This is a genomic window from Saccharothrix espanaensis DSM 44229, from assembly GCF_000328705.1.
In the GTDB taxonomy this organism is placed as follows: Bacteria; Actinomycetota; Actinomycetes; order Mycobacteriales; family Pseudonocardiaceae; genus Actinosynnema; species Actinosynnema espanaense.
Genome location: NC_019673.1, coordinates 6,163,909 through 6,188,970, shown reverse-complemented (window position 1 = coordinate 6,188,970; position 25,062 = coordinate 6,163,909). Strand labels below are relative to the sequence as shown.

The following is a 25,062-nucleotide window of genomic DNA, read 5'->3' as shown; positions in this document are numbered from 1 at the left end:
GTTGTCGGCCGTTCGACCGGCAGTGCGCGGACGTGTCCGTTACCGTCCACCGCACCGACGGCTCGCAGATCGCGGGCACCGCCGTCGCACCGGCGGGCAGCTTCTTCGGCTACCCGGTCAGGCTCGGTACCTACCAGGTCCGCGTGCCCGCCGGGGCTCGGAACGTGCAGATCCTCGACCTGAGCCCTGGGTCCCACTCGGTTATCGTGAACACCTGCTGAACTTACCGGGGTCGGGCGGGGGAGGTGCGGTGAAGGTCGTGGTCCTCGCGGACACCCACGCGCCTCGGCGCTGGAAGACCTGTCCGCCCGCCGTCGCCGCGCACCTGCGTGACGCGGACGTGGTGCTGCACGCGGGTGACGTGTGCGTGCCTTCGGTGCTGGACGAACTCGCCGCGTTCGCGCCGGTGATCGCCGTCAGCGGCAACAACGACGGGCCCGACGTGGTGGCCTGGGGCGCGCCCGAGGTGGTCGAGTTCGAGCTGGACGGGTTGCGGGTCGGGATGATCCACGACAGCGGACCGGCGACGGGACGTGCGGCGCGGATGCGGCGGCGGTTCCCGGACGCGGGGCTGGTGGTGTTCGGGCACTCGCACATCCCGTGGGACGAGACGGTCGACGGGGTCCGGGTGTTCAACCCCGGATCGCCGACCGACCGGCGGCGGCAACCCCACGGCACGATCGGGTTGCTGGACGTGCGTGACGGCGTGCTGCTGGACGCGCGGATCGTGCCGGTGACGGAGTAGCGGGCGTCTTCCGCGATGCCCCGACCGGGCACCGGTCAGTTTCGCGCCGGCCGCCCCGGCGATCAGGCTCTGCGACCGGTTCGTGCAACCGGGCCGACGATTCCAGTTCACGGAGCCGGGGCAGCCAGCAATTGTCGACGGCCGGACGGTGGGCGCCACCACGGCCGACATCGCCGACGGGACAGGCGACCGCGTGGGCAGTGCCGAACGCCTCGGCCGGGCCCAAGACCATGATCCAGGGGCCGGCCGGGCCGGTTCAGCAGTGGTCGAGGTGGACCAGCGCCGTCGCGACCTCCTGCACCACTTCCGGCGCGCCTACCCGGTCCCGCAACGCGAGCAGCGCCGGCCGGGCCCGTTCGTCTTCGGTCTCGCCCAGCGCGCACGCCAGCCACACCGCTTCGGAGACGGTCAACGGCTCGTCCACCAGCGCGGCCAACGCCGGCAGGGCGGCCGGGCCGAAGCCGCCGAGCGCCGCGATGGCCACCGTCCGGGCGGCCGGGACCTCCAGCAGCCCGGCCAGCCGTGCCACCGCGCCGGCCACGTCCCGCTGCCCGAGTTCGGTCAGCAGTCGGCTCAGCTCGTAGTGGACGGCGTCCGGGTCCAGCCGCGCCAGTTCCGGCCAGGAGCCGCACGCGATGTCCGCGAGGTGCCCGAACGCCGACCAGTCGACCTCGGACACCCACATGAGCCGGATGTCGTCCATGTCCTCCGGCGTGCGGAACGGCCCGAGCGGTCCGGACAGGTCCGCGACCACGGCGAGCACCTCGTCCCGCCCGGTCACGCGAGCCACTCCGCCCGGTCCGCGGCCCACCGGCCCGGTGGCCGGCCCCAGGCGGGCGGCACACCGTCGTAGCCCATCGGGGACCGCGCGTGCCGGAGCGAGCCGTGTGGCGAGTCGGTTCCGGTGAGCCACGGCGCGGGATCGTACCCGTCCAGATCGTCCACATCGGCTGGCCGCAGGTCGTGCGGCAGCCGGGAGGCGGTGCCCGCCAACGAGAGCCGCACATGCCGACCGTCGGGCTCCGCGCACTCGGTCAGCCCGCGCGGCACGGCGGCGGCCAGCAGGTACCCGGTGCCGTGGTCCGACGCCCGCGCCGGCAGCACGCCTGGCCGGTCGGCCGAGCCCTCGGCCACCGCGATACCGCTGCCCGCATGCACCAGGCCGTCGTACCCGCGCCGACCCGCCGACGACCCGGTTGCGATCCTCGCCACGCCCAGTTCCCTCCGACCTACCGACCGTGAGCCGTCATGCGCGAAGCTCTCGCGCAGTCCGACGTCGACCGCTTCGTGCAATCGGGCCGACGATTCCAGTTTACGGCGCCGGAGCCGCCACCGAATGACGTCGTCCGACCAGCGCATGCAGCAGCCGGGTCGAACAAAGTTGATCAGGGCCCAGTTGATGTTCTACACGGACGCTTTGGTGGCGGAGTGATTCCGGGCATGTCGCGGCCGAGATGGGCGTCTCGCGGCAGTGCGCCTCGAAGTGGGTCAACCGCTGTCGCCGTTCCGGCGAGGCCGTTCTGGCCTCACCGCTCCAGCGTTCCGTGCCGGCAGTCAACGCCACCGCGGCTGAGGTCGTGGTCCGCATCGAGCGGCCGCGTCGGGACCGCAAGTGGTCGGCCCGCCGCATCGCCCTGGAACTCGCGGCCAGGGCACGGTCATGTCGGTGCGCACGGTCGGCCGGAACCTGGGTCGGGCACACGCGGGCCGGGTGGGTGCCGGCGTCCGACGAGCCGAGGCCGGTGCGTGGTTCGGACGTGAACGGTTTCGGTGCGCCCGAAGGTTGTTGGACTCCGTAGGCATCCGGTCACAGGTGCCACTTGACGGCGTGCCGCACACCTCTGGTGATCTCGGCGGAGCCGACTGCGACGTTGTGGTCGTTCACGGCGCTCGCGCTGCTGCTGGGGCCGCCGAGTGACGGGAGTCGTGTGCCGGAATCCCCGTCGGGCGTCCAGGCCATCGCGCGGGAAGTCGTGCCGGCGCCTCGGGTCGTGCCGACGGTCACGCCCGTGCGGCTGACGGCGGCGACCGCGTAGCCGACGGTCAGGAACTCCGGTTCGACGGTGCCCGGCCGCCAGCGGGCGCCGTGCAGGGCGCCCCGGTCCGAGCGGGTGCCGAGGACCGTGCCGTCCTCGCCGATGCCGGTCGCCCGCAGGCCGGCACCCAGGTCCGTGCCCCTGCCGTCGGAGTCGAAGCGGACGGCGTGGAGGCGGTTGTCGCGGTCGACGATGGTGGCGGCGACGACGCCGGTGTCCTCGATGCCTTCGGCGGCGCCCGCGTTCGAGCCGTCGAACACCAGCGGTGTGACGCTGCCGTCCGGCGTCCAGACAACCGCGTGCAGGTCGGCGATCGTGCCGTACCGGCCGGAGTAGCCGACGATCAGGCCCGCGTCGTTGATGCCGATCGCCTGGGACACCTGGTCGCCGGGCAGTTCGGCGAGTCGGACGACGCGGCCGGAGCGGTCCCACGCGACCGCGTGTTCGTCGGTGTAGTCGGCGCCGACCGACACTCCCACGACCGTGCCCGCCTCGTTGATCGCCGAGGCGAGGGTCTCCACGTGACCGGGCAGCGGGGGGAGTTCCTGGATCACGCGATCGACCCAGCGCACCGCGCGGCCCCGCCCGCTCTCGGCGTAGGAGTTTCCGTACACCACACCGCGATCGTTGACGCCGGTCGCGGAGCTCCCCACGTCGCCGGGCAGGGTGCCCAGGTCGGTGATCCGGTTGTCCGGCGTCCACGACACGGCGTGGACGAGGTCGTCGTCGGTGTTCGCGTAGCCGACCACGGTGCCGGCGTTGCCGATCCCGTTGGCGAAGCTGTATTCGCCGCCGGGCAGCACGCCCAGGTCGACAGCCTTCACGGAGGCGGACGCGACGGCGGGAACGGTCGTGAGGACGAGCAGGACGGCGGCGGTGACGTTGAGCAGTCGGCGCATGCCTCACACGCTAACGTCGCCCATCGGTCATTGATAGTGACCACAAGTCGGTACCGTCACGGCCCGATCAGAGCAGAATTCCCTGTCACACAAGGAATTCCTGCCGACCGGGACAACCCCGCAGTGGCGTTGTCGATTCAGCCGTAGGCGACTCTCCGGGGCGTGCTCTCGACTCGGTCGAACGGCGTCCGGGCGGTGGGTGCTGTGAGCGTGCCCCGTTTCCGTCGCCCGCTGCGTCCACACCGACCGCTGAGCCGATCCATACCGGACACTGTGCGAGGAAGCCGGCGCGATCGCCCAGCAGGACTGGGAGAACCTCGCGCCCGGCGAACCGGCACCTACGGCGTGTACCTGACGTTCTCCTCAGGTGACGGCACCTGGAAGCGCGTCGAACGCTTCCTCGACCGCCCCCACCAGCGCCGCAGGATCGAGTCCCGCCTCGGCTGAAGCAGCCGCTCGAAGGCTGGCCTCCCGGGAGGGTGACGTCGTCGGCCTCCGACATTGCCGGAGGCCGACGGTCGATCACTTCCGCGGGTGGCCTATCACGTCACGGTGAGGCGGATGGGTATGCCGAGGCTGGGGTTGCCCGGACTAGTGGTGCGCAGGTCCAAGGCGACGTTGTGCACACCCGGCCGCAGGGTCGTCGCGTCGATGTCGACCACGGCCTGCCCGGTCGCTCCCGGCGCGATGGTGGGGGCCGTGCCGGACGAGAGCCACGGCAGCTCCGTGTAGATCGGGTAGCGGGTTTGGAACAGGCTGATGTTCGCCGGGCCGGTCGGGGGGAACGGGCCGGCGAAGCGCGGGGCGGTGTAGGCCCAGACGTTGCCCGCCGCGTCCGATTCCATGCCGCCCGCGTTGTACGGGCTGGGGATGGGCGACCAGCCGAGCAGGTCACCGGACTGACAGTCGGTGGGGTCGATCAGTTCGATCCGGCCGGTGCGGCCGTTGTAGTCGCCGGTGGACTCGTAGACCCAGATGTCGCCGTGCGGGCCCAGTGCGGCGCCCTCCGGGTAGTAGTTCGGGTCCCACCGGCTGAACTTGATCAGGCACGACGACACCAGCGCGCCCACGTCCGGGTGCGAGGTGCCCTTGACGGTCCACACCGTCCGGTCGTCGATCAGGTGGAAGACGTCGGAGGCCGGGTTGTAGGCCAAGCCGCTCGTCCCTCCCACGACGTGGGGGACCGTCGTCAGCAACGGGGTGACCTCGCCGGTCAGGGGGCGCACGCAGTGGATCACCGCGCCGCCGTCGTACGTCGAACTGTTGACGTAGCACAACTTGTCGCCCACCAGCGCGAGGTCCGCCGGCTTCTCGGTGTCGGGCAACGTCGTCCGGTCGCGTACGACGCCCTCCGGGGTGAGGCGGGTCAACTGGTGCGTGGACGGCGAGCTGAGCCACACGTCGCCGTTCAACTCCGCCACGCCGTAGCTTTTCTCGACGCCGGAAGCCTTGGGGTCCCAGGAGCGCAGCGGGCCGGACGCGCCGGGTCGGGGCGGCGTGGAGCCGCCGGCGATCTCCCGGACCGTCGTCCAGGAACCGGGTGCGGTGCCGGAGTTGTGGACCGGTGCCGACGCCGTGGTCTTCCCGCCGGCCGGCACGGTGATCTCCAGTACGTTCGGCGGCGGGTCCAAGATCGGTGTCTTGAACGCGTGGTCCAGCGTGAGCACCGTGTGCTCCGGCACGGATCCGGGTGCCAGGACCACCGGCGGTGATCCGTCGAGGCTCACCGTGATGCGAGGATCGGTCGCGGAGACTTCGAGCTGGTAGGTGCCGAGGTAGTCCACCGAGGTGCTCGTGGTCCGGCCGCCCAAGGTCGTGGACACCTTGGCGCTGTACAGGTACCGGCCGGTGTTGGCATCGGTGATCCGGCCACGGGCGATCGCGGTGCCGGGTACGTGCAACCGGACGGCCACGCCGTCCGACAGCTTCGCCTCGTTCTCCGACCACACGAAGGCGCTGGTGCCGTCGGCGTTCTCGACCCCGACCAGGGCGGTCGCGCCGCGTTCGGCGGGCTGGTCCAGGCCCCGGTACTGGAGCAGGATCACGCCGTTCTCGCCGAACACCACCTCGGCGGTCAACCTGCTGCCGGGCACCGACTTCAGCGTCACGTTGCGCCACTCGACGATGAAACGCCGGTTCGGTGCGACGCCGTCGGTCCCGGTCCACACGCTCGCTTCGGCGTCGACCACCAGGTCGTCCCAGAATGCGTACACGCTGCCGTTGGGCTGGTTCGGCGACGGGATCTGCTTGGGCGGCTGCGTGGGACTGTTCCCGGCGAAGCCGAGAGAGCCGTCGACCCTGATCACGGCGCGCTCGTACATCGTTCCGTAGAACGGCAATTTGAACGGCAGGTCGATCCACGTGCCCACGTCGTCGCCGGTGATCCAGGCGTTGGTCGTACCCTCCACAAAGGACGATTCGACGGTCGAGGCGGTGTAGGCGTAGGTATCGGCGCCGGGCGCGGGCGCTGCGATCGCCGGTGTGCCGAAAACGAGCAACGCCAGGGCGAATACGACGGGCAAGAGGCGCATCACGCACTCCTGTCGAGGGGTGGGCGGGCCGACCCACCTACCGTGCCGAGTGCGCCCCACGATCACAAGGCACCTTACGGACGCCGCGCCACCGCCGAAAGCGCGGCGTCGGGTGTGCCGGTCGCGACCCGAGACGGGGGCTTCAGGAGCGGGCGCGACTCGGCGGCCAAGTGGTCCCGGTGCTCCTCGGCCCGCGCCACCGACGCCCGCAGCGGCCCGCAGGAGCGCGACCCGCCTCGATCAGTCCGTAGTCGACCCGTGGTGGCATGGCCGGCGTTACGGCGCGGGTCACCAGGCCGTCGCGTTCGCGGTTGCGCAAGGGGAGGGAGAGCATCCGTTGGGAGATGCTCAGGAGGTCGCGGCGCAACTGCGAGTGCCGGCGCGGCCCGGTGTCGAGCAGACCTACGACCAGACGGCCGGACAGCACGGTCAGAGCGTGGTCGGCGGTGGCCAGCAGCGCGCGGGTGTGGGGGAGCAACACCTCGCCCGCGCGGGACAGCCCGGTCCCGGCGCGCAGGCGCGAGAGCAGCACGGAGTCGATCGTCGCCTCCAGCTTGGCGATCCCCTTGGACACCGCCTGCTGGGTGGTGCCGAGCTGCGCAGCGGCCTCGCCGAAGTGCCGGTTGTCCGCCACCGCGACGAAAGCGCGCACCGAACCGAGGCCCAATTCCGCCATCACGCCTCCCCCTGGCCACCGCCGACAGCGGGCCGATCGGGTCCACGCGCCCCATCTGGTGATCAACCTACAACCGTCGGATGTCCACCGGGCTTGGGCGCGTTCGGGGCCAGACCGGGCTTCGGGGCCTGGTTCGGCCGCGCGGTCGTCGGGCGCGAGCCTGTCAGGGGAGGAGGTTCCGGCGGGTCAGGGGGCGGTGGCGGTGATGATCGCGAAGCCGAACTCAGGGGTTGGCGGCCAGCCGCCCGGCACCGTCGTCCAGCCGTTCGGCGAGCGCGGTGTCCTCCGGCATCCCCCGTGCGGCGAGGCGATGGTGTCGCTGCCGTCGATCAGCGGTGCGCCCTCGTCGGCGCTGACCGGAATCGAAACCATGGCTTCGCCTGGTGGGAGTCGTTGCATGAGTGGGGCGCGGGTGGGTGATCAGGCGTGCGGCGTGAGGCAGTGTGAGGCTGTCGGAGATGTGTGCGGCAGTGATTTCGCTGATGGAGTGTCCGATGTGGACTGAGGGGTTGATTCCCCGGTGCTGGCAGAATCGGAACAGGGCGGTTTCGACGGTGAAGATGGCCGATTGGGCGTATTCGGTGCGGTCGAGGGTGTCGATGCCGTCCCCGAACACGACATCTTGCAGCGGTTGGGGAAGGTGCGGGTTGAGGGCGGTGCAGGCTTCGTCGATCGCCTGGAAGATGACGGCCAAGGACGACCCGCCGAATGGCTCCACAAAACTCCGGGCATTGTCGAACTGCCACCCACCACGCGACGTCTCAGGGTCTTGGGGTTGTCCTCAGTCGAGCGTGGTCTGCGGCGAGCTGGAGGCCGACGGGCGCACGGTGTTCGGCGATGGCTGCGACACCGAGCACTGGGGCGGACTGGACGGTTTCACCCTGTCCGGCCCCGGGCGGCGAGGTGTACCGCTGCCGCCAGGGTTGGGCGGAGGGTCGCTGTGGGTGCGCAGGGGCAGCTGTCGACAGGACCGGTGACGCGGGATTGTCCGGTGCCGATCCCACCGACGCTGGTCGGCGGGATCGGCTCGCTGTCCGAGGGGCAGTTCACGATGAGCCTGGTCCCGGCCGAGGGGAGCACCGTGGAACCACTGGTGTCCACAGTGGACCGGTGATTCCACGGTGCGACCGATCGGGTGCTGGAGCTGGTGGAGGTGATGCGGTCGAGCCCGGCGCGCAACGCGTCGGCGGACCACGCGTCCCCCGGGCGACCGCTGGGAGACACCGCCCTGGCCGGGCGAGTGCCGGGCGCGGGTGCGCGGCTCCGGCCGTCACGACGGGGAGAAGACCTACTGTTTGGACGTCTGGTCGGCACCCGCCGCGCCGGAGGTCGTGCACAAGCGGACCGACCGGCTCGGTGACTGCCTGCGCGGCGAGCCCGAGCCACCCGTGTCGAACCCGCTGTACGCGGAGCACCGCTGGATCCAGCAGAGAGGAGAGCGGCTGCCGGGGAGGTGGGCTGACCCCGCGGGCCGGACCGGACCGGCGGGGACTGACTGGCCTGGCGGGGACTGACTGGCCTGGCGGGGACTGACTGGCCTGGCGGGGACTGACTGGCCTGGCGGGGACTGACTGGCCTGGCGGGGTGGACTGGCGTGGCGGAGAGTGACCTGGTGTGGGTGGGCTGACCTGGCCCCGAACGGTGGGCAACCTCAGGTTGACAACGAGAAGTTTGTCAACCTAGGGTTGCGTCATGGATGAACCAGTGCAGCTAGACGAACTGATCGGCTTCGTGGCCGGGCTCAACCCGGGCGGTGACGCGCTGGCCCACCTCGCCGACGCGGTGACCGTGTCCGATCGGCTCGGTGAGGCCGCCGACCAGCTCATCGGTCACTTCGTGGCCGAGGCCCGCAACACCGGTGCCACCTGGACCGAGATCGGCAAGAGCATGGGGGTGACCAGGCAGGCGGTCCAGAAGAGGTTCGTGCCCAAATCCGCCGCCGGCGACCCGGGCGCGGCGCTCGAACGCTTCACCCCGCGCGCCAAGGCGGTCATCGCCGCGAGCCAGGACGAGGCGCGCGCCGCCGAGCACGACTACGTCGGCACCGAGCACATCGTGCTCGCGCTGCTCAGCCAGCCGGAGGGGGTGGCGTCGAAGGTGCTGGCCGAACGCGTCACGCCCGACCGGTTGCGCGCGGCGGTGCACGACGCCCTCGGCCCGCCGCGCGGCGCGGTTCCCGAGCAGATCCCGTACACGTTGCGCGGCAAGAACGTCATCGACGTGAGCGTCCGGGAGGCGCAGCGGCTCGGCCACCAGTACGTCGGCACGGAGCACATCCTGCTCGCGGTACTGGCCGACGAGCAGGGCGTTGGCGCGGTGGTCCTCACCGGTCTGGGCGTCGACAAGAACGCGGTCGAGGCTTGGCTCGCGGCCCACGGACTCGCGGGCCACTGAGGAGACGATCTCGTTGGAGGTCGAGGAACACCGGTAGCGCGTGGCGTCGCCCCCGACGCGTGGACACGATCGGGGTGTCGAGAGCGCCCGTGCCGCCGGGGTCCGGATCTTGCCAAGGTTGTTGGCCCGAAACAGCTCGAAGGCGCTGCGCAGCGGTACTCGCCGCCCGCCGCCGCGGCGCTCATCGCGCCCCCTTGCCGCCGCGCCCGTCCCCGCCGCTCGCCGCTGCCCCTCGCGCCGCGCCCGCTGCCGTCGTCCCCGTCGGCGTGGGGCTCTCGCCGCGATGGCCGATCGGTTGGACGTCGTGCGGGCCCGAAAATGATCACAGCGCGGGAGTGGACGGGCGGCGTGCGCGTGCGGAACGTGAAATGTGTTGTGCTGGAGTTCCTCCAGCTGTTCACACCGTGTCTTGACCGGTGAAATATCCGGTGCTATAAGTGAATTCCATAGGTTGTGACGTCCGCTCCGGGGGCTGGTGGCGGTACGCGACGAGGGGGCCTCGAAATGCGGTGTTACGGATCTCGTGCCAGGAGACACCACGACCGGACACGGGCCGGTGCGCGGCCGGTTGTCGCTGTGCTCGCCGTTGTCGCCGCGCGTGGGCAGCAGGGTATCACTGGTGCGGGTGATATCGCCGGCCGGGAGAAGTTGTTGTCGCGAAACAGCGCGGGCAGTCCGATTGATATCCTGTACGCCGCGCTCGTTCGAGTGCGCACGACCAATGGGCGACTCACTTCCGCCCGGCCCGTTGCGGATGGTCAATCCTACCGCGCGCAATGTCCGGGCGTCACCCCGGTTCACCTGACTGATGCAACGTAACCGGTTGGCGCCGAATCGGCCTGCCTGGTGCCGCGCTCGCGGACCGCCGCGATGTCGCGGGTGGCGACCCGACCCCGTGCCAGGGGCCGGGGGCGGCTGGGGCGCGACGACCAGGGTGTCTGGGGTGAAAAGGCCACGCCGGTCGGGTAGAGCCCTCTTTTCGCAGTTCCGAGTAGGCGGTGGAGTCGTGGCGCCCGGCTTTGGGGCACCGCCGTGACGGCGGCGGTCGCCGGGCTCGTCGCGGCGCCGCCGCAGTGCTGCCGGGACGATCACGCGGGTGCGCGATCGGCATTCGGCCGGACGTCGGGATCTTCGGGCGCCATTGTCCGGATCCGCTGCGCCGCCGGCCCGTCGGGCTCGCCGCCATTCGACTTCTTCGAGACCGACGTCCCGGTGGTGCGGCCGGACGGTCGACGAGCTCCGCCCCCGGGGTGGATTCGTCCGTGAAACGCGCTCCGGCCGGCGGAAATCGTCGGAGAACCGTCCGGGCGCGGTCGAATCCCGCCAACCGCTGCGGCGTCCGGTCACGTGCTTCGACGATCTGAGAAGGGCCGAACACCATGGATGTCGCTGTGCTCGAATCGCTCGAAGTGCTCCGCTGCGGTCTGGAGACAATGCTTCGACGACTTGAGTGGATCAGCACGCTGGAATGCCATCGAAATGTGGAGGAGTTGTTCGGCGCGTTACGGGCGCGCGGCGGTGGTTGGGCGGCTGACGTCGTCATAGTCAGTTGCTGCGCGCCCGACGAGATCGCCGACGACCTCCGGCTCACCTTTCCCACCAGCCGAATCCTGGAACTTGTCACCAGGGCCGACCCGGAACACCTGGCCATGGCCGCCCGGACGCACGCGGACGGCTACCTCATGGTGCACGACATCACGGAAGCGACGCTGGACAGCACGTTGCGGGCGCTGATCCGCGGGGAAATGCCGATGCCCGCCCCCGTCGCGAACTACCTGCTCGACCGCGCCCGATCGGGTGACGTGCCGCGGTCTCGGCACCAGCCCTACTTCAGCCCGCGCGAGCGCGACGTCATCGCCCTGCTGCTGGAGGGGTTGAGCAACCGGCAGATCGCCGACAAGGTGGGAATCTCCTTGCACAGCGCCAAGCGGCACGTCTCGTCCGTGCTCAACAAGGTGAACTCGCCCAGTCGGGCGCACTTCGTCGCCCAGATGCTGCGCGACGACACGGTGCCAGCCCAGAGGCGGTGACCGGCGTCCCGGCCGGCACCCGGGAACGCGCGGTGCGGGAGGACCGGAACCGCCGGCCCTCTGGGCGGTGGGCAACGCGCGGGTCGGTCTGCGATGTCAACGGGTGGTGCGAGAACCCGGGGTGCGGCCCGGGTTCCCGGACGTGGCGGGCCGCTACCGCGGCACGGAGCGGGCGCGCAGGTGGGCGCGTTCGCCTTGGCGGCCGAACAGGATGAGCACCTCGACGGGGGTGGGGTCGGCGCTGTCGAACCAGTGCGGCACGTGGGTGTCGAACTCGGCCGCCTCGCCCTCGCTGAGAACCAGGACCTCGTCGCCGAGGACCAACCGGAGGCGGCCGTTGAGCACGTACATCCACTCGTAGCCCTCGTGCACCCGCAACTGCGGCGGGCGGCGGCGCGGCGGGATGATCGCCTTGTGCGCCAGCAGGCCGCCGGGCCGGCGGGTCAGCGGGATGAACGTGATGCCGTTGCGCTGCACCGGGAGCAGGTGGATGCGCGGGTCGCCGGTGGGCGGCGCGCCGATGAGCTCGTCGATCTGCACGCCGTACTCTTGGGCCAGCGGCAGCAGGAGTTCCAGGGTGGGGCGGCGGCGACCGGCCTCCACCCGCGACAGCGTGGACACCGAGAGACCCGTACAGGCCGCCACCTCGGTGAGCGTCATCCCGCGTCGTTTGCGGATCGCGCGCAGCCTGGACCCGACTCCGGCCAGCACCTCTTCGAGGTTTGCCATTCTCGCAACTTTAGTTGGTCTCCCGGCCGCCGGGCACCGAAGGTGGTGCCATGACACGGAAATTCGACGTTGCGGTGCTCGGCGGCGGCGCCGCCGGGCTGAGCGGCGCGGTCGCGCTCGGCCGCTCCCGCCGCTCGGTGGTCGTGGTGGACGCCGGGGCGCCGCGCAACGCGTCTTCGCACGCCGTGCACGGGTTCCTCTCCCGTGACGGGATCGGTCCGCGCGAGCTCGTCGAGGCCGGGCGCGCGGAGGTCGAGCGCTTCGGCGGGCTTGTGCTGTCCGGCACGGCTGTCGCGGCGCGCCGGGCCGACGACGGGTTCGAGGTGGACTTGGACGACGGCGGGACGGTCGAGGCGCGGCGGTTGCTGGTGACCACCGGCCTCGCCGACGAACTGCCCGACGTCCCCGGCGTGGCGCAGCGCTGGGGCCGCGACGTGGTGCACTGCCCGAGCTGCCACGGCTGGGAGCTGCGCGACCTGCCCGTGGGCGTGCTCGCCACGCACACCGAGTGGGCCGTGCGCCAGGCGCTGATGTTCCGGCAGCTCGCCTCGGCGGTGACCTTCTTCCAGCACACCGGTCCGGCGGTGACCGAGCAGCAGGTGGCCCAGTTGACCGCCTGGGGCATCGAGGTGGTCGACGGGATGGTGGAGGCGCTGGAGGTGGCCGACGACCGGCTCACCGGCGTCCGGCTGGCCGGCGGGGCCGTCGTGGCCTGCTCGGCGGTGGTCGTCGCGCCGCGCTTGGTGGCCAACTCGGGCGTGCTCGCCGACCTGGGTCTCGCGCCGACCCCGCACTCGCAGGGCATCGGCGAGTCGATCGCGGCCGGACCGACCGGGCTGACCGAGACGCCCGGGGTGTGGGTCGCCGGCAACATCACCGACCTCAGCGCGCAGGTGGTCGGCGCCGCCGCCGCCGGGGCGGCCGCGGGCGCCGCGATCAACGCCGACCTCGTCGCCGAGGACACCAAGCTGGTCAGCCGGCTGCTGTCGGGCGACTACTGGGAACAGCGGTACGGGACGGGGGAGCGGGTCTGGAGCGGGAAGGTCAACCGGCACGTGACCACCACCGCCGCCGACCTCGCGCCCGGCACCGCGCTGGACGTGGGCAGCGGCGAGGGCGCGGACGCCATCTGGCTGGCCGAGCGCGGGTGGAAGGTCACCGGGGTCGACCTGGCGCGGACCGCGCTGGACAGGGCCGCCCGGCAGGCTGCCGAGGCGGGCGTGGAGGTCACCTGGCAGCAGGCCGACGTGACGGCGTGGGACCCCGCCCCCGAGCAGTTCGACCTGGTGTCGGTGCAGTACCTGCACCTGCCCGGGGCCGTGCGCGAGGACTTGTACCGGCGGCTGGCGGCGGCCGTCCGACCGGGCGGGACGCTGCTGGTCGTCGGCCACCACCCGGCCGACCTGGACGTGGCGGAGCTGCGCCGCCCGCGCCTGCCGCACCTGATGTCCACCGCCGAGCAGGTCGCCGCCCTGCTGGACCCGGCGGAGTGGGACATCACCGCCTCGGCACCGCAGCGCCCGGCCACCGCGCCGGACGGGCAGCCGATCACGCTCACCGACGCGGTGCTGCGCGCGACCCGGCGAGCCGCCGACCGGCCGCGGTGACGGCCCGCGCGAGCACGTGACCAACAGGGGATGGAGCAGACATGACCGGGGGAACGGTGGAACGGATCGACACGCTCGTGATCGGAGGCGGTCAGGCGGGGCTGGCCATGAGCTACTGGCTGACCGGGGCCGGGGTGGAGCACCTGGTCCTCGACCGGCGGGACCGGCTCGGCGGGAGCTGGCACGACCGGTGGGACGAGTTCCACCTGGTCCTGCCGAACTTCACCATCCAGCTGCCGGGGATGCCCTACGACGGCGACGACCCGGACGGTTACATGGCGCGCGACGAGGTGGTGGCGCACCTGGCGCGCTACGCGGCCGGTTTCGACCCGCCGGCCCGGCTCGGGACCGAGGTGACCCGCCTGACCGCTGCGGACGGCGACCTGGTGGCAAATGCCGGCGGCACGACGTTCCGGGCGCGCGACGTGGTGCTGGCGACCGGGCCGTACCCGCGGGCGAAAATCCCAGCCGCGTCCGACCACGTCTCCGCGCACGTCCAGCAGTTGCACTCCGGCGACTACCGCAGGCCGGGGCAGTTGGCCGACGGCGGCGTGCTCGTGGTGGGCGCCGGCCAGTCCGGCGCGCAGATCGCCGAGGAGTTGCACCGGGCGGGTCGTGAGGTCCACCTGGCGGTCTCGACGTTCGCGACCGCCCCCCGCCGATACCGGGGTCGCGACATCGGCTGGTGGCTGCTCCAGGTGCACCTGCACGGGGCGGAGGTGGGCGTGGTGCTCAAGCCGCCGCCGCCGGCCGCGCGGTTCGACCGCAACCCGCTGCTTTCCGGCCAGGGCGGCGGCCACAGCATCGACCTGCGGCAGCTCGCCCGGGACGGCGTCGCGCTGCACGGCCGGCTGGAGTCGGCGGACGGCACGAAGGTGCGGTTCCACGACGACCTGGCCGAGCGGCTGGCGTTCGGCGAGGCCCAGTTCGACAAGACGCAACGGCGGCTGTTCGACGCCTACGCCGCGGCGGCCGGGCTCGACGTGCCGCCCGACGACCGCCGTCCGACCGACGACTCGCCGGTGCGGGACGCCGGCACGGAGCTCGACCTCGCCGACGCCGGGATCGGGTCCGTCGTGTGGGCCACCGGGTACCGGCTCGACTTCGGCTGGGTCGACCTGCCGGTGTTCGACGAGTACGGCTTCCCGCGGCACACCAGGGGCGTCACCACCCACCCCGGGCTGTACGCGGTCGGGTTGCCCTGGCTGCACTCCATGGCGTCGTCGGTGGTCGTCGGAGCCGGCGCGGACGCCGCGCACATCGTGGAGCACATCGTCGACCGGCGCGAAGCCTGACCGCGCACCGAGGTGCGCACTTCCGTGCGGCGCATCGTCCGCACCCCTCGGGCTTGCTCGTACCGGTGCGGTCTCGCGAACGTTGTCCGCGGGGCCCGGCACCGGGCCGCCGTCACGGGCCGACCCGGTGATCGCCGGCGCGGAACAGGTCCGCGCCGGCACCCGACGACGTCGGTTCCGCCGACGTTCGTCGACGCCCTTCCTCCCTCTCTGTTAGGTGCGCTGATGTCAGCTGAGCACAACACCCCCGCCGGCCTGCCGCGCGACGTCCGGGCCGACTTCCCGATCCTCGGCACGGACCTCGACGGCAGAACGCCGGTATACCTGGACAACGCCGCCACCACGCACGTGCCGCAGCAGGTGCTGACCGCGATGTACGGCTACTACACCAACGACCACAGCAACGTCGGACGTGGCGTGCACGCGCTCGGGATGCGGGCGACGGGCCGCTTCATGCGGTCGCGCGAGCGAGTCCGAGACTTCCTCAACGCCGCCGACGCGTCCGAGGTCGTGTTCACCAAGAGCGCGACCGAGTCGCTGAACCTGGTGGCGCACGGCTTCGGGCCGCAGGTCGTCTCCTCCGGCGACGAGGTCCTGATCAGCGGGCTCGAACACCACTCCAACCTGCTCCCGTGGCGCGAGCTGTGCGCGCGGACGGGGGCCACCCTCCAGGTCGCCGACGTCGACGAGCACGGCGAGCCGTCGCTGGACGCCTTCCGGGCGAAGATCACCGACCGGACGCGGGTGATCGCCGTGGCCCACGTCTCCAACGTGCAGGGCACGGTGAACCCGGTGCGCGAGATCGCCGCGGAGGCGCACGCGCGCGGCATCGTCGTGGTCGTGGACGGCGCGCAGGCCGTCGCGCACCGGAAGGTCGACGTGCGGGACCTCGACGCCGACTTCTACTGCTTCTCAGGGCACAAGATGTACGGCCCGCACGGCGTGGGCGTGCTGTACGGCAAGGCGGAGCACTTCGCCCGGCTGGAACCGCTGCTGCTCGGCGGCGGCATGACCCCGATCGCCACCTACGCGGACGGCCCGCTCGGCGCGCGCCCGCCCCTGAGGTTCGAGGCCGGCTCGCCCAACATCGCGGGCATGGTGGGCATCGCGGCCGCGATGGACTACCTCGACGAACTCGGTCGGGACGCGGTGGGGGAGCACGACGCGGCGCTGGCCGCGCGGGCCGCCGAGGGGCTGCGCGCCCTGGACGGCGTCACCGTGTACGGCGCGCAGGCGCCGCTGGGCGGCATCGTCTCCTTCAACGTCGACGGCGTGCACCCCAACGACGTCGGCAGCCACCTCGACTCCTTCGGCATCGCCACCCGCACCGGCGTGCACTGCGCCACGCCCTTGCTCGACAGCCTCGGTCTGGTCGGGTCCGTGCGGGCGTCGTTCGGCGTCTACAACACCGCGGCCGAGGTGGACCTGCTCGTCGAGTCGGTGGGCACGGCGGAGAAGGGGTTCTGGTCGACTGAGCACCCGAACGAGCGGTTCCTGCCCGGTTGAGCACGCGTCTCCCGAACGTTCATCGCGCACCGGGCCCCTGGCCCGTGCACCGCGCAAGGAGGGATCTGAGCACGATGGAGACCGATTCGCCGGAACGTGACCGGGCGGTGCGGCAGGGGGCGGCGGAACTGGCCGCCGCGCTGTTCACCGTGCCGGAGGTCCAGGCCGGGCCCTACCCGACCTACCGGCGGCTGCACGGCTTCGGCCCGGCGGTCACCGGGCCGGGCGGCGAGCTGGTGATCACCGGCTACCGGCTGGTCGAGGCGGCCGCCCGGGACCCCCGGCTGACCAAGCAGGTGGGCGGGATGCTGGTCCGCGCCGGGTACGCCGACTGGCGGGAACGGCCGTCGCTGCGGTTGTTCTTCACCAGCCTCGGGCACCTCAACCCGCCCGAGCACACCCGGCTGCGGCGGGTCGTGTCCAGGGCGTTCAACGGCCGCCGGGTCGCCGCGCTGCGGCCCGCGGTCGAGCGGCTCGTGGCCGAGGCGCTGGACCGGCTCTCCGGCGGGTGCTGCTTCGTCGACGAGTTCGCCTACCCGGTGCCGGTCACCGTGATCGGCGAGCTGCTCGGCATCCCGGGTCCGGACCGGCCGATGTTCCAGACGCTGGTGCGGGACTGGACCGGCGTGGTCAACGCGCTGGACCCGGCCACCGTGCGGCGGGCGGACGCGGCCGCGGTGGTGATCCGGGACTACCTCGACGACCTGGCCGCGCAGCGCCGCGCGCACCCGCGCGACGACCTGCTCTCGGCCTTGGTCGCCCCGGCCGGGGACGAGCCCGGCCTCAGCGGCGAGGAGGTGACCACCATGGCGGCGCTGCTGTGGGCCGCCGGGTTCGAGACCACCACGGGCCTGCTCTCCAACGGCCTGGTCGCGTTGCTGGACCACCCCGACCAGGCCGACCGGTTGCGCGCCGAGGACGGGCTCGCCGGACCGGCGGTCGAGGAGCTGCTGCGGTTCGACCCGCCGCTGCAGTTCCTGTTCGCCCGCACCGCGGCCGAGGACGTGGTGCTCGACGGGCAGCCGATCGAGGCCGGCCGGCGCACCGTGCTGGTGCTCGGCGCGGCCAACCGCGACCCGGAGGTGTTCGACGAGCCGGACCGGTTGCGCCTGGACCGGTCCGGCCAACCGCCGCTGTCCTTCGGCGGCGGCATCCACTACTGCCTCGGCGCGGCCCTGGCCCGGTTGGAGGCCCAGGTCGCGTTCCCCGCGCTGCTGCGCGCCTTCCCGAGGCTGGAGGTCACCGGTCCGGGTGAACGCCGACCCGGTCTGGCCCTGCACGGCTACGTGCGGCTGCCGATCGCCACCTGATCGGCCGGCGGCACCCGATCGGCCGGCGGCGGCCGGCGGTTCTCCGCGAGAGATGGGGGTTATCAGGTGCAGACCGACGTTCCGGTCCTGGACATCGATCCGTTCGCCGAGGAGTTCCAGCGCGACCCCGACCCGTTCCACGAGCGGCTGCGCGAAGCGGGCCCGGTGGTCTACCTCGACCGCTACCGGGTGTGGGCGGTGGCCCGCTACACCGAGGTCCACGCGGTGCTGCGGGACTACGAGAGGTTCTGCTCGGCCGCGGGCGTGGGGCTCGCCAACTTCTGGCACGAGGAACCGTGGCGGAGCCCAAGCCTGCTGGTGGAGGCCGACCCGCCGGCGCACACCCGGCCCCGGCGGATCACCACCCGGGCGATGTCGCCGCGGGCGATCGAGCGCCTGCGGCCGGGGTTCGAGCGGCACGCCGAGGAGGCGGTGGCCGCGGTCGTGGCGCGCGGTCGGTTCGACGGCGTGACCGACCTGGCGCAGGCGTACCTGTTGCGGGCGTTCCCGGAGGCGTTCGGCCTCGCCCCGGGCGGCGGGGAGAAGCTGCTCCGCTACGGGGACATGGCCTTCAACCTGTTCGGCCCGCGCAACGAGATCGCGCGGGCGGCGATGGCGGCGGGGATGCCGCTGCACGAGTGGTTCACCGAGCAGTGCCGGCGTGGTTCGCTGCGCGCCGACGGCCTGGGCGCGGCCGTCTACTCCGCCGTGGACCGCGGTGAGGCCACCGAGGACGAGGCGGGCCTGCTGGTGCGCTCACTGATCTCGGCGGGCCTCGACTCCACCATCGACGCCCTGTCCTGGACCCTGTACCTGCTCGCCGTCAACCCCGACCAGTGGGCGGCGCTGCGGGACGACCCGGCGCTCGCCCGCGCGGCCTTCGACGAGGCCTTGCGGTACTACACCCCCGTCCAGCACTTCTTCCGCACCACCACCGGTGAGGTGCGGCTGGCCGGCGCGGTGATCCCGGCCAAGGAGAAGGTGCTGTGCTTCCTGGGCGCGGCCAACCGCGACCCGCGCCGGTGGGAGCGGCCCGACCGCTTCGACATCCGGCGCCGCGCCGCGCCGCACCTCGCGCTCGGCACGGGCATCCACTCCTGCGTGGGCGCGGCGACCGCCCGGTTCGAGGCGGAGGGCCTGCTGACCGCGCTGGCCCGGCAGGTCCGCACCCTCGAACTGGCGGGCCCACCGCGGCCGCGCCGCCACAACGTGCTCCGGTCCCTGGCCAACCTGCCCTTGGAGGTCCACGCCGCCTGATCCGCCGCTGAGCACACCGGAACCGGCCCGCCGCTGCGGCGGGCCGGTCTTCGGCGTGCCTCGGCACCAGGCGAAGCCCTTGTGGGGAAAAGGGTCGAGGCGCGATGGAGCGCACTTTGGCGCGGCACATCGTCCGCTCCCACGGGGCTGTCCACACCCGTGGGCACTCGTGGAGTTTAGGTGTTGATCCGAATCCGCGAACCGGCTCCCAGCACTTGGGACGGTGGATCACGGTGGGGCCGCGCGCCCCGCCGCCGGCGGGCCCGTCGCGCCCTGGGCGCGCGGTGCCGGACGACGCGGGTTCGACCGGCTCTCGGGGGAGGAACGCACCGTGGGGATGCCCGTCGACCGGCGACAGGTCGAGGACTGGCTGGTCGCCCGGATCGCCACCGCGCGGGGGATCGGCCCCGAGGAGGTTGACGTCGACGAGTCCTTCATCGCCAACGGCCTGAGCTCGGTGTCGAGCGTCGCGCTGGTCGGCGACCTCGCGAAGGAGCTGGGGGTGCCGCTTCCGGACACGCTGACGTGGGAGTTCCCCACCATCGCCGCGCTGGCCGCGCACGTGGCCGGCGCGAGCACGAGCCCGCACGACGACTGACGACCGGAACGGGGAGGCGTGGCGGATGGAGCCCATCGCGATCATCGGTGTGGGGTGCCGGTTCCCCGGCGCCGACGGCCCCGAGGAGTACTGGCGGCTCCTGCGGGACGGGGTGGACGCGATCAGCGAGGTGCCGCCGGATCGCTGGGAGGTCGACGAGTTCTACGACGCCGACCCCGCCGCACCCGGCAAGATGATCACTCGCTGGGGCGGTTTCCTGGACGGCGTCGACCGCTTCGACCGCGAGTTCTTCGGCATCTCGCCCCGTGAGGCCAGTGCCATCGACCCGCAGCAGCGGTTGCTGCTGGAGGTCGCGTGGGAGGCGCTGGAGGACTCCGGGCAGCCGGCTGCGGCGCTGGCGGGCAGCGACACCGGCGTCTTCGTCGGCATCAGCAGCTTCGACTACGCGCTGCTGCAAGCGTCCCGTCTGGACGGTGTCGACGCGTACTGGGGCACCGGCGTCGCCCTCGGCGTGGCGGCCAACCGGATCTCCTACGCGCTCGACCTGCGCGGCCCGAGCGTCGCCGTCGACACCGCCTGCTCGTCCTCCCTGGTGGCGCTGCACTCCGCGTGCCAGAGCCTGTGGAGCGGGCAGTCACGGCTCGCGCTCGCCGGCGGCGTGAACCTGATCCTGTCGCCCGCCTTCGGGATCAACTTCAGCAAGGCCGGCGTGATGGCCCCGGACGGGCGCTGCAAGACCTTCGACGCCGCCGCCGACGGTTACGTGCGCGGCGAGGGCGCGGGGGTGGTGGTGCTCAAGCCGTTGGAGCGCGCGCTCGCCGACCACGACCCGATCCGGGCGGTGATCCGCGGTGGCGCGGTCGCGCAGGACGGGCGCACCAACGGTTTGATGGCACCGAACGGGCGTTCGCAGGAAGACCTGCTGCGCGCCGCGCACCGCAACAGCGGCGTCGCGTCGAGCGACATCGACTACGTCGAGGCGCACGGCACCGGGACCGCCCTCGGCGACACGATGGAGGCCCAGGCGCTGGGCAACGTGCTGGGTCGCGGCCGACCGGCGGAGCGCCCGTGCGTCATCGGCTCGGTCAAGTCGAACATCGGCCACCTGGAAGCCGCCGCCGGCATCGCGGGTGTGATCAAGACCGTGCTGATGCTGGAGCACCGGGAGATCCCGGCCAGCCTGCACGTCGAGAACCCCAACCCGCGCATCGACTTCGAGTCGCTGCGGCTGCGGGTCGCGCGCACCCGCGAGCCGTGGCCGCGGGGCGAGGGGCCGGTCCGGGCGGGCGTGAGCTCGTTCGGCTTCGGCGGGACGGTCGCCCACGTGGTGCTGGAGGAGGCGCCGCCGGTCCGCCCCTACCCCGGCTCCGCCCCGCCGCGCGTGGAGGGGTCCGTGCTGCTCCCGCTCTCCGCCCGGAGCCCGGAAGCGCTGCGGCAGACCGCGCGACGGTACCTCGACGTGCTCACCGGCGACGGGGGAGCGGACCTCGCCGACCTGTCCTACACCGCGGGATCCCGCCGCTCGCACCACCGCCACCGCCTCGCGGTCGTCTCCGGCTCCCGGGCCGACGCCGCGGCGCGACTGCGCGCCTTCCTGGCGGGCGACCCCGCCCCCGGCGCGATCTCCGGCGACTCGGGTCGACGCCGCCACCGCCGGCTGGTGTTCGTCTGCTCGGGGCAGGGGCCGGTCTGGTGGCCGCTGGACCCGGAGCTGCGCGAGGAGCCCGCGCTGCTCGCCGCGCTGGAGGAGTGCGACCGCCTGGTGCGGGCCGAGGCCGGGTGGTCGGTGCTGGAGCAGCTGTGGGCCGACGAGAAGACCTCCCGGTTGACCGAGCCGGACTTCTGCCAGCCGGCGCTGTTCTCCCTCCAGGTCGCGCTGGCGGCGCTGTGGCGGTCGCGGGGCGTCGTGCCGGACGCCGTGGTCGGCCACAGCATGGGCGAGGTGGCGGCGGCGCACCTGTCGGGCGCGCTCGGCCTGGAGGACGCCGTGCGCGTCATCTGCCGGCGCGGCCGGGCGATCCGCACCGTGTCGGGCCGGGGGCGGATGGCCGTCGTCGAGCTCCCCGTCGCCGCCGTGCGGGAGGAGCTGCGCGGGCTGGAGGGCCGGGTCTCGGTGGCCGCGGTCAACGCGCCGACCTCGACCGTGATCTCCGGCGACCCGGACGCCGTCGAGCGGGTCACCGCCCGGCTGGAGGCCCGCGGCACCTTCTGCCGGGTCCTCCGGTCGGTCGACTTCGCCTCGCACAGCCCGCAGATGGACCCGCTCGTGGACGACCTCGCCGACGCCCTGTGCGGGCTGCGGCCGACCCCGCCGCGACTGCCGATGTACTCGACGGTGACCGGCCGCCGGGACGACCCGCGCGCCCTCGACGGCGGGTACTGGGCGCAGAACATCCGCGAGCCGGTGCTGTTCGCGCCGGCCGTGGAGGCCCTGCTCGACGACGGCCACGACGTGTTCGTGGAACTGGCGCCGCACCCCGGCCTCCTGCCCGCGATCGCGCAGGGTGCCCAGGCCCGCGGCCGGGAGGTCGTGCTCCTGCCGTCGCTGCGTCGTGACGAACCACCGCGCGAGGTCGCGCTGACCTCGCTCGGCGCGCTCTACGCCCTCGGTTTCGACCCCGACTGGACCGCGTTGCACCTCGGGCCCCGCGGCCTGGTGCGGCTGCCTGGCTACCCCTGGCAGCGGGAGCGGAGCTGGCTGCCCGCGGGCACTTCGCCGCACCTGCCCGGTCGCGGCGGCCACCCGTTGCTCGGGCAGCACCTGCGGCTCGCCGACGAAGCGGGTGGCCACGTCTGGGAGAGCGTGATCGCCGTCGCGGGGCAGCCCGTCCTGGACGATCACCGGGTGCAGGGCGTCGCCGTGCTGCCCGGTGCCGCGTGGCTGGAGATGGCGCGCGCGGCGGCGGCGGTGGCCGTGCCTGGGTCCGGTGTCGTCGCCGACGTCGAGTTCCGGCACATGCTCGCCCTGGCGGACACCGAGACCGCGACGCTCCAGCTCCGGGTGTCCACTGTGGATGGCGGAGGTGCCGAGGTCCGCGCGTACGCGCACCCTGCCGGCGGCGCCGGACGCCAACCGGAGTGGACGCTGCACATGACCGGCACCATCGTGCCCGGGGCTCCGCCGGACCTCCCGGTGCCGGACCTGGACGCCGTCCGCGCGCGCTGCCCGGACCCGGTCGACCCGGCCGACTTCTACCAGGCCCTGCACCGGCGCGGGCTGGAGTACGGGCCGGCGTTCCGGGCGGTCGACGGGCTCTGGCGCGGTGACCGGGAGGCGCTCGCCGTCGTCGTCGCGCCCGCCGAGGTGGCCGCGGACACCGGCTACCACGGCGTCCACCCGGCGCTGCTCGACGCCGCCCTCCAGGTCCTGGTCGCCGCCTTCCGGGGCGATGTCGACGCCGACGAGCGCCCGCACGTCCCGTTCGCCATCGACCGGGTGACCGCGGCGCCATCGGGCGTGGGGCGGCAGGACCGCCTCTGGGTCCACGCCCGCGTCCGCGCGGCGGGTGATGCCGTCGCGGCCGGCGTGGTCGGTGACGTCCTGCTGGCCACCGAGGACGGGACCACCGTCGCCGTCCTCGACGGCGTCCACATCAGGCAGCTGGACAGTGACGCCCTGCTGCCCGCGTCGACCACCCTGGACCGCGCGCTCTACGAAGTCGACTGGCCGCGCCGGGAACGTGCGGCGGGGCCGTCGAGCCGGTCCGGCGGTGGTTGGCTGGTCCTCGCCGACGAGCGCGGCATGGGTGCACAGGTGGCGGCACACCTGGTCGAGGACGGCGAGCGGGTCCTCCTGGCGAACGCCGGTGACTCCTACGACGACACGGACCCCGAGCGGCTCGTGATCCGCCCCGACGGCGGCGACGACGTGCGCCGGGCAGTCGAGGTGGCGCGGGAGCGGCTGGGGTCGCTGAAGGGGGTCGCGCACCTGTGGAGCCTGGACGCGGGCGGTGACGGCCCGGCGGACCCGCGTCCGGACGCGCTGCGCGCCGGGCAACAACGCGGCGCGGTCAGCGTCCTGCACCTGCTCCACGCGCTCGCGCGGGACGCGCCGGCGCAGGGCGGCCCGCGGCTCTGGCTGACGACCGCCGGCGTCCACGCCGTCGGCGGGTCGTCCCCGACGTCGGTGGCGCACGCGTCGGTCTGGGGGCTCGGCAGGGTGGCTGCGGTCGAGCACCCCGGGCTGCGGCCCACGCTGGTGGACCTCGACCCCGACCCCGGCCCGGCGGCGGCGCGGTGGCTCGCCGACGAGTTGCGGGCCGACGACCCGGAGACCCAGATCGCCGTCCGGGGCGGGGTGCGGCACGTGGCGCGCCTGGTCCGCCGGGCCGCGCCGCGGGCGGTGCCCGCCGACGTCGTGCGGGCGGACGCGACCTACCTCGTCACCGGCGGCCTGGGCGCGTTGGGGCTGCTGGTCGGGCGGTGGCTGGTCGACCGCGGCGCGCGGCACCTCCTGCTCCTCGGTCGCCGGGGCGCCGACGAGGCCGCCGACCGGGAACTGCGGGCGCTGCGCGAGGCGGGCGCGGAGATCCACGTCGCCCGTGCCGACGTCGGCGACGACCGGGCGCTGGCGGCGGTCCTCGCCGACGCGGCGGAGTCCATGCCGCCCGTCCGGGGCGTCGTGCACGCGGCCGGTGTCCTCGACGACGCCACCCTGGCCGTGCTCGACCCGGCGCGCCTGTCGACCGCGTTCGACCCGAAGGCCGTCGGGGCGTGGAACCTGCACACCCTGACGGCCGGCCTGCCGCTGGACTTCTTCGTCCTGTTCTCCTCGCTGGCCGGGGTGCTCGGCTCGCCGGGGCAGGGCAACTACGCGGCGGCCAACACCTTCCTCGACGCGCTGGCCGCGTGGCGCGCGGCGCGGGGGCTCCCGGCGCTGAGCATCGCGTGGGGGCCGTGGCAGGACACGGGGTTGTCGGTGCGGCCCGACGGCGTCGGCCGGTTCGTCGAGCGCGCCGGGGTCGAGGGCATCACGCCCACTGGCGGCACCGGGTGGCTGGGGCTGCTGTTCGGCGCCGAGGCGGCGCAGGTCGTCGTGGGGCTGGTCGACTGGCAGCGCTGGGCGGCGGCGGCCGGAACCTCCCCGCTGATCGCCGAACTCGTCGCCGGGGCCGAGCCGGACCGGCCGGCCGTTCGGCGGCGCGCGCTCACCGTCGAGGACCTGCTGGCCACCGAACCGGCGCAGCGCCAAAAGCTGTTCCAGGCCTACTTGCACGACGTGATCGCCCGCGCGCTCGGCCTGAAACCCGAGCAGCTCGACGCAGACCTGCCGCTGACCGAGGTGGGACTGGACTCCCTGGTCGCGGTCGGTATGAAGAACCAGGTCGAAGTGGAGTTCGGGATGTCGCTGCCGCTGGCCGCCGCGCTGGAGGGCGCCGGCGTGCGGCAGCTCGCCGAGCAGATGCTGGCCGCCGCCGCGGCCGGCGGCGCGCCACCGCCCGACGACGGCTCGGGATCCGATGCCTGGGAAGAGTTCGAAGTTCTCTGA

At 73.1% G+C, this 25,062-nt stretch carries 19 protein-coding genes and 1 pseudogene; 13 read left to right on the top strand and 7 right to left on the bottom strand.

The genetic code is table 11. From position 1 onward, the window contains the following. Positions 1–32 precede the first annotated feature (32 nt). On the top strand, positions 33–221 hold the full coding sequence (locus tag BN6_RS26715) for a hypothetical protein (RefSeq protein WP_231904753.1): 189 nt from the start codon (positions 33–35) through the stop codon (positions 219–221). Between the two features lie 29 nt (positions 222–250). Continuing rightward, positions 251–745 carry a metallophosphoesterase family protein gene (locus tag BN6_RS26710; protein ID WP_015102902.1) on the top strand — a complete coding sequence of 165 codons (495 nt, stop codon included), beginning with the start codon at positions 251–253 and terminating at the stop codon, positions 743–745. A 256-nt stretch (positions 746–1,001) separates the two neighbouring features. On the opposite strand, the gene BN6_RS45020 is transcribed toward BN6_RS26710, so the two are convergent. Next, the gene (locus BN6_RS45020) at positions 1,002–1,526 is read right to left on the bottom strand and encodes a hypothetical protein (RefSeq protein ID WP_015102901.1); all 525 of its coding nucleotides are present in this window, start codon (positions 1,524–1,526) and stop codon (positions 1,002–1,004) included. Beyond that, the gene (locus BN6_RS26700; RefSeq protein WP_015102900.1) at positions 1,523–1,957 is read right to left on the bottom strand and encodes a CoA transferase; all 435 of its coding nucleotides are present in this window, start codon (positions 1,955–1,957) and stop codon (positions 1,523–1,525) included. Before BN6_RS26700 ends, BN6_RS45020 begins: the two co-directional genes overlap by 4 nt. Before the next feature lie 188 nt (positions 1,958–2,145). Between BN6_RS26700 and BN6_RS44155 the strand changes: the two are divergent. Next, positions 2,146–2,453: pseudogene (locus BN6_RS44155) on the top strand (helix-turn-helix domain-containing protein); the annotation flags it as partial. A gap of 99 nt (positions 2,454–2,552) precedes the next feature. Here BN6_RS44155 and BN6_RS26695 read toward each other — a convergent pair. The 4 genes from BN6_RS26695 to BN6_RS26680 all read right to left on the bottom strand — a co-directional run bounded on the left by BN6_RS26695 (position 2,553) and on the right by BN6_RS26680 (position 7,581). After that, positions 2,553–3,680 (bottom strand): hypothetical protein, encoded by a 1,128-nt coding sequence (locus BN6_RS26695; protein ID WP_015102899.1) that lies wholly within the window; start codon positions 3,678–3,680, stop codon positions 2,553–2,555. A 542-nt stretch (positions 3,681–4,222) separates the two neighbouring features. Next, complete coding sequence (locus BN6_RS26690; protein WP_015102897.1) at positions 4,223–6,211, bottom strand: NHL repeat-containing protein; 1,989 nt, start codon at positions 6,209–6,211, stop codon at positions 4,223–4,225. Positions 6,212–6,353: 142 nt separating this feature from the next. After that, on the bottom strand, positions 6,354–6,887 hold the full coding sequence (locus BN6_RS48075) for a LysR family transcriptional regulator (RefSeq protein WP_015102896.1): 534 nt from the start codon (positions 6,885–6,887) through the stop codon (positions 6,354–6,356). A gap of 223 nt (positions 6,888–7,110) precedes the next feature. Next, on the bottom strand, positions 7,111–7,581 hold the full coding sequence (locus BN6_RS26680) for an acyltransferase domain-containing protein (RefSeq protein WP_158509438.1): 471 nt from the start codon (positions 7,579–7,581) through the stop codon (positions 7,111–7,113). Between the two features lie 297 nt (positions 7,582–7,878). Between BN6_RS26680 and BN6_RS49755 the strand changes: the two genes are divergently transcribed. The 3 genes from BN6_RS49755 to BN6_RS26670 all read left to right on the top strand — a co-directional run bounded on the left by BN6_RS49755 (position 7,879) and on the right by BN6_RS26670 (position 11,311). Then, positions 7,879–8,001, top strand: a complete 123-nt coding sequence (locus BN6_RS49755) for a hypothetical protein (protein ID WP_015102893.1) — start codon at positions 7,879–7,881, stop codon at positions 7,999–8,001. A gap of 578 nt (positions 8,002–8,579) precedes the next feature. Continuing rightward, positions 8,580–9,281: a Clp protease N-terminal domain-containing protein gene (locus BN6_RS26675; RefSeq protein WP_015102891.1), complete on the top strand. Its 702-nt coding sequence runs from the start codon at positions 8,580–8,582 to the stop codon at positions 9,279–9,281. A gap of 1,391 nt (positions 9,282–10,672) precedes the next feature. After that, a complete protein-coding gene (locus BN6_RS26670) occupies positions 10,673–11,311 on the top strand; it encodes a response regulator transcription factor (RefSeq protein ID WP_158509437.1) in 639 nt (212 codons plus the stop codon). A 153-nt stretch (positions 11,312–11,464) separates the two neighbouring features. Here BN6_RS26670 and BN6_RS26665 read toward each other — a convergent pair whose 3' ends face one another. Beyond that, positions 11,465–12,040, bottom strand: a complete 576-nt coding sequence (locus tag BN6_RS26665; RefSeq protein ID WP_015102889.1) for a helix-turn-helix domain-containing protein — start codon at positions 12,038–12,040, stop codon at positions 11,465–11,467. Between the two features lie 50 nt (positions 12,041–12,090). On the opposite strand from BN6_RS26665, the gene BN6_RS26660 reads away from it, so the two are divergent. The 7 genes from BN6_RS26660 to BN6_RS26630 all read left to right on the top strand — a co-directional run bounded on the left by BN6_RS26660 (position 12,091) and on the right by BN6_RS26630 (position 25,062). After that, on the top strand, positions 12,091–13,647 hold the full coding sequence (locus BN6_RS26660) for a bifunctional NAD(P)/FAD-dependent oxidoreductase/class I SAM-dependent methyltransferase (protein WP_015102888.1): 1,557 nt from the start codon (positions 12,091–12,093) through the stop codon (positions 13,645–13,647). A 41-nt stretch (positions 13,648–13,688) separates the two neighbouring features. Continuing rightward, positions 13,689–14,942 carry a flavin-containing monooxygenase gene (locus BN6_RS26655; protein ID WP_015102887.1) on the top strand — a complete coding sequence of 418 codons (1,254 nt, stop codon included), beginning with the start codon at positions 13,689–13,691 and terminating at the stop codon, positions 14,940–14,942. A 225-nt stretch (positions 14,943–15,167) separates the two neighbouring features. Next, the gene (locus BN6_RS26650) at positions 15,168–16,448 is read left to right on the top strand and encodes an aminotransferase class V-fold PLP-dependent enzyme (protein ID WP_015102886.1); all 1,281 of its coding nucleotides are present in this window, start codon (positions 15,168–15,170) and stop codon (positions 16,446–16,448) included. Positions 16,449–16,522: 74 nt separating this feature from the next. Beyond that, positions 16,523–17,758 (top strand): cytochrome P450, encoded by a 1,236-nt coding sequence (locus BN6_RS26645; protein ID WP_015102885.1) that lies wholly within the window; start codon positions 16,523–16,525, stop codon positions 17,756–17,758. A gap of 66 nt (positions 17,759–17,824) precedes the next feature. After that, the gene (locus BN6_RS26640) at positions 17,825–19,015 is read left to right on the top strand and encodes a cytochrome P450 (RefSeq protein ID WP_015102884.1); all 1,191 of its coding nucleotides are present in this window, start codon (positions 17,825–17,827) and stop codon (positions 19,013–19,015) included. A gap of 337 nt (positions 19,016–19,352) precedes the next feature. Then, positions 19,353–19,613 (top strand): acyl carrier protein, encoded by a 261-nt coding sequence (locus BN6_RS26635; protein ID WP_041318215.1) that lies wholly within the window; start codon positions 19,353–19,355, stop codon positions 19,611–19,613. A 25-nt stretch (positions 19,614–19,638) separates the two neighbouring features. Beyond that, on the top strand, positions 19,639–25,062 hold the full coding sequence (locus tag BN6_RS26630; RefSeq protein ID WP_015102882.1) for a type I polyketide synthase: 5,424 nt from the start codon (positions 19,639–19,641) through the stop codon (positions 25,060–25,062).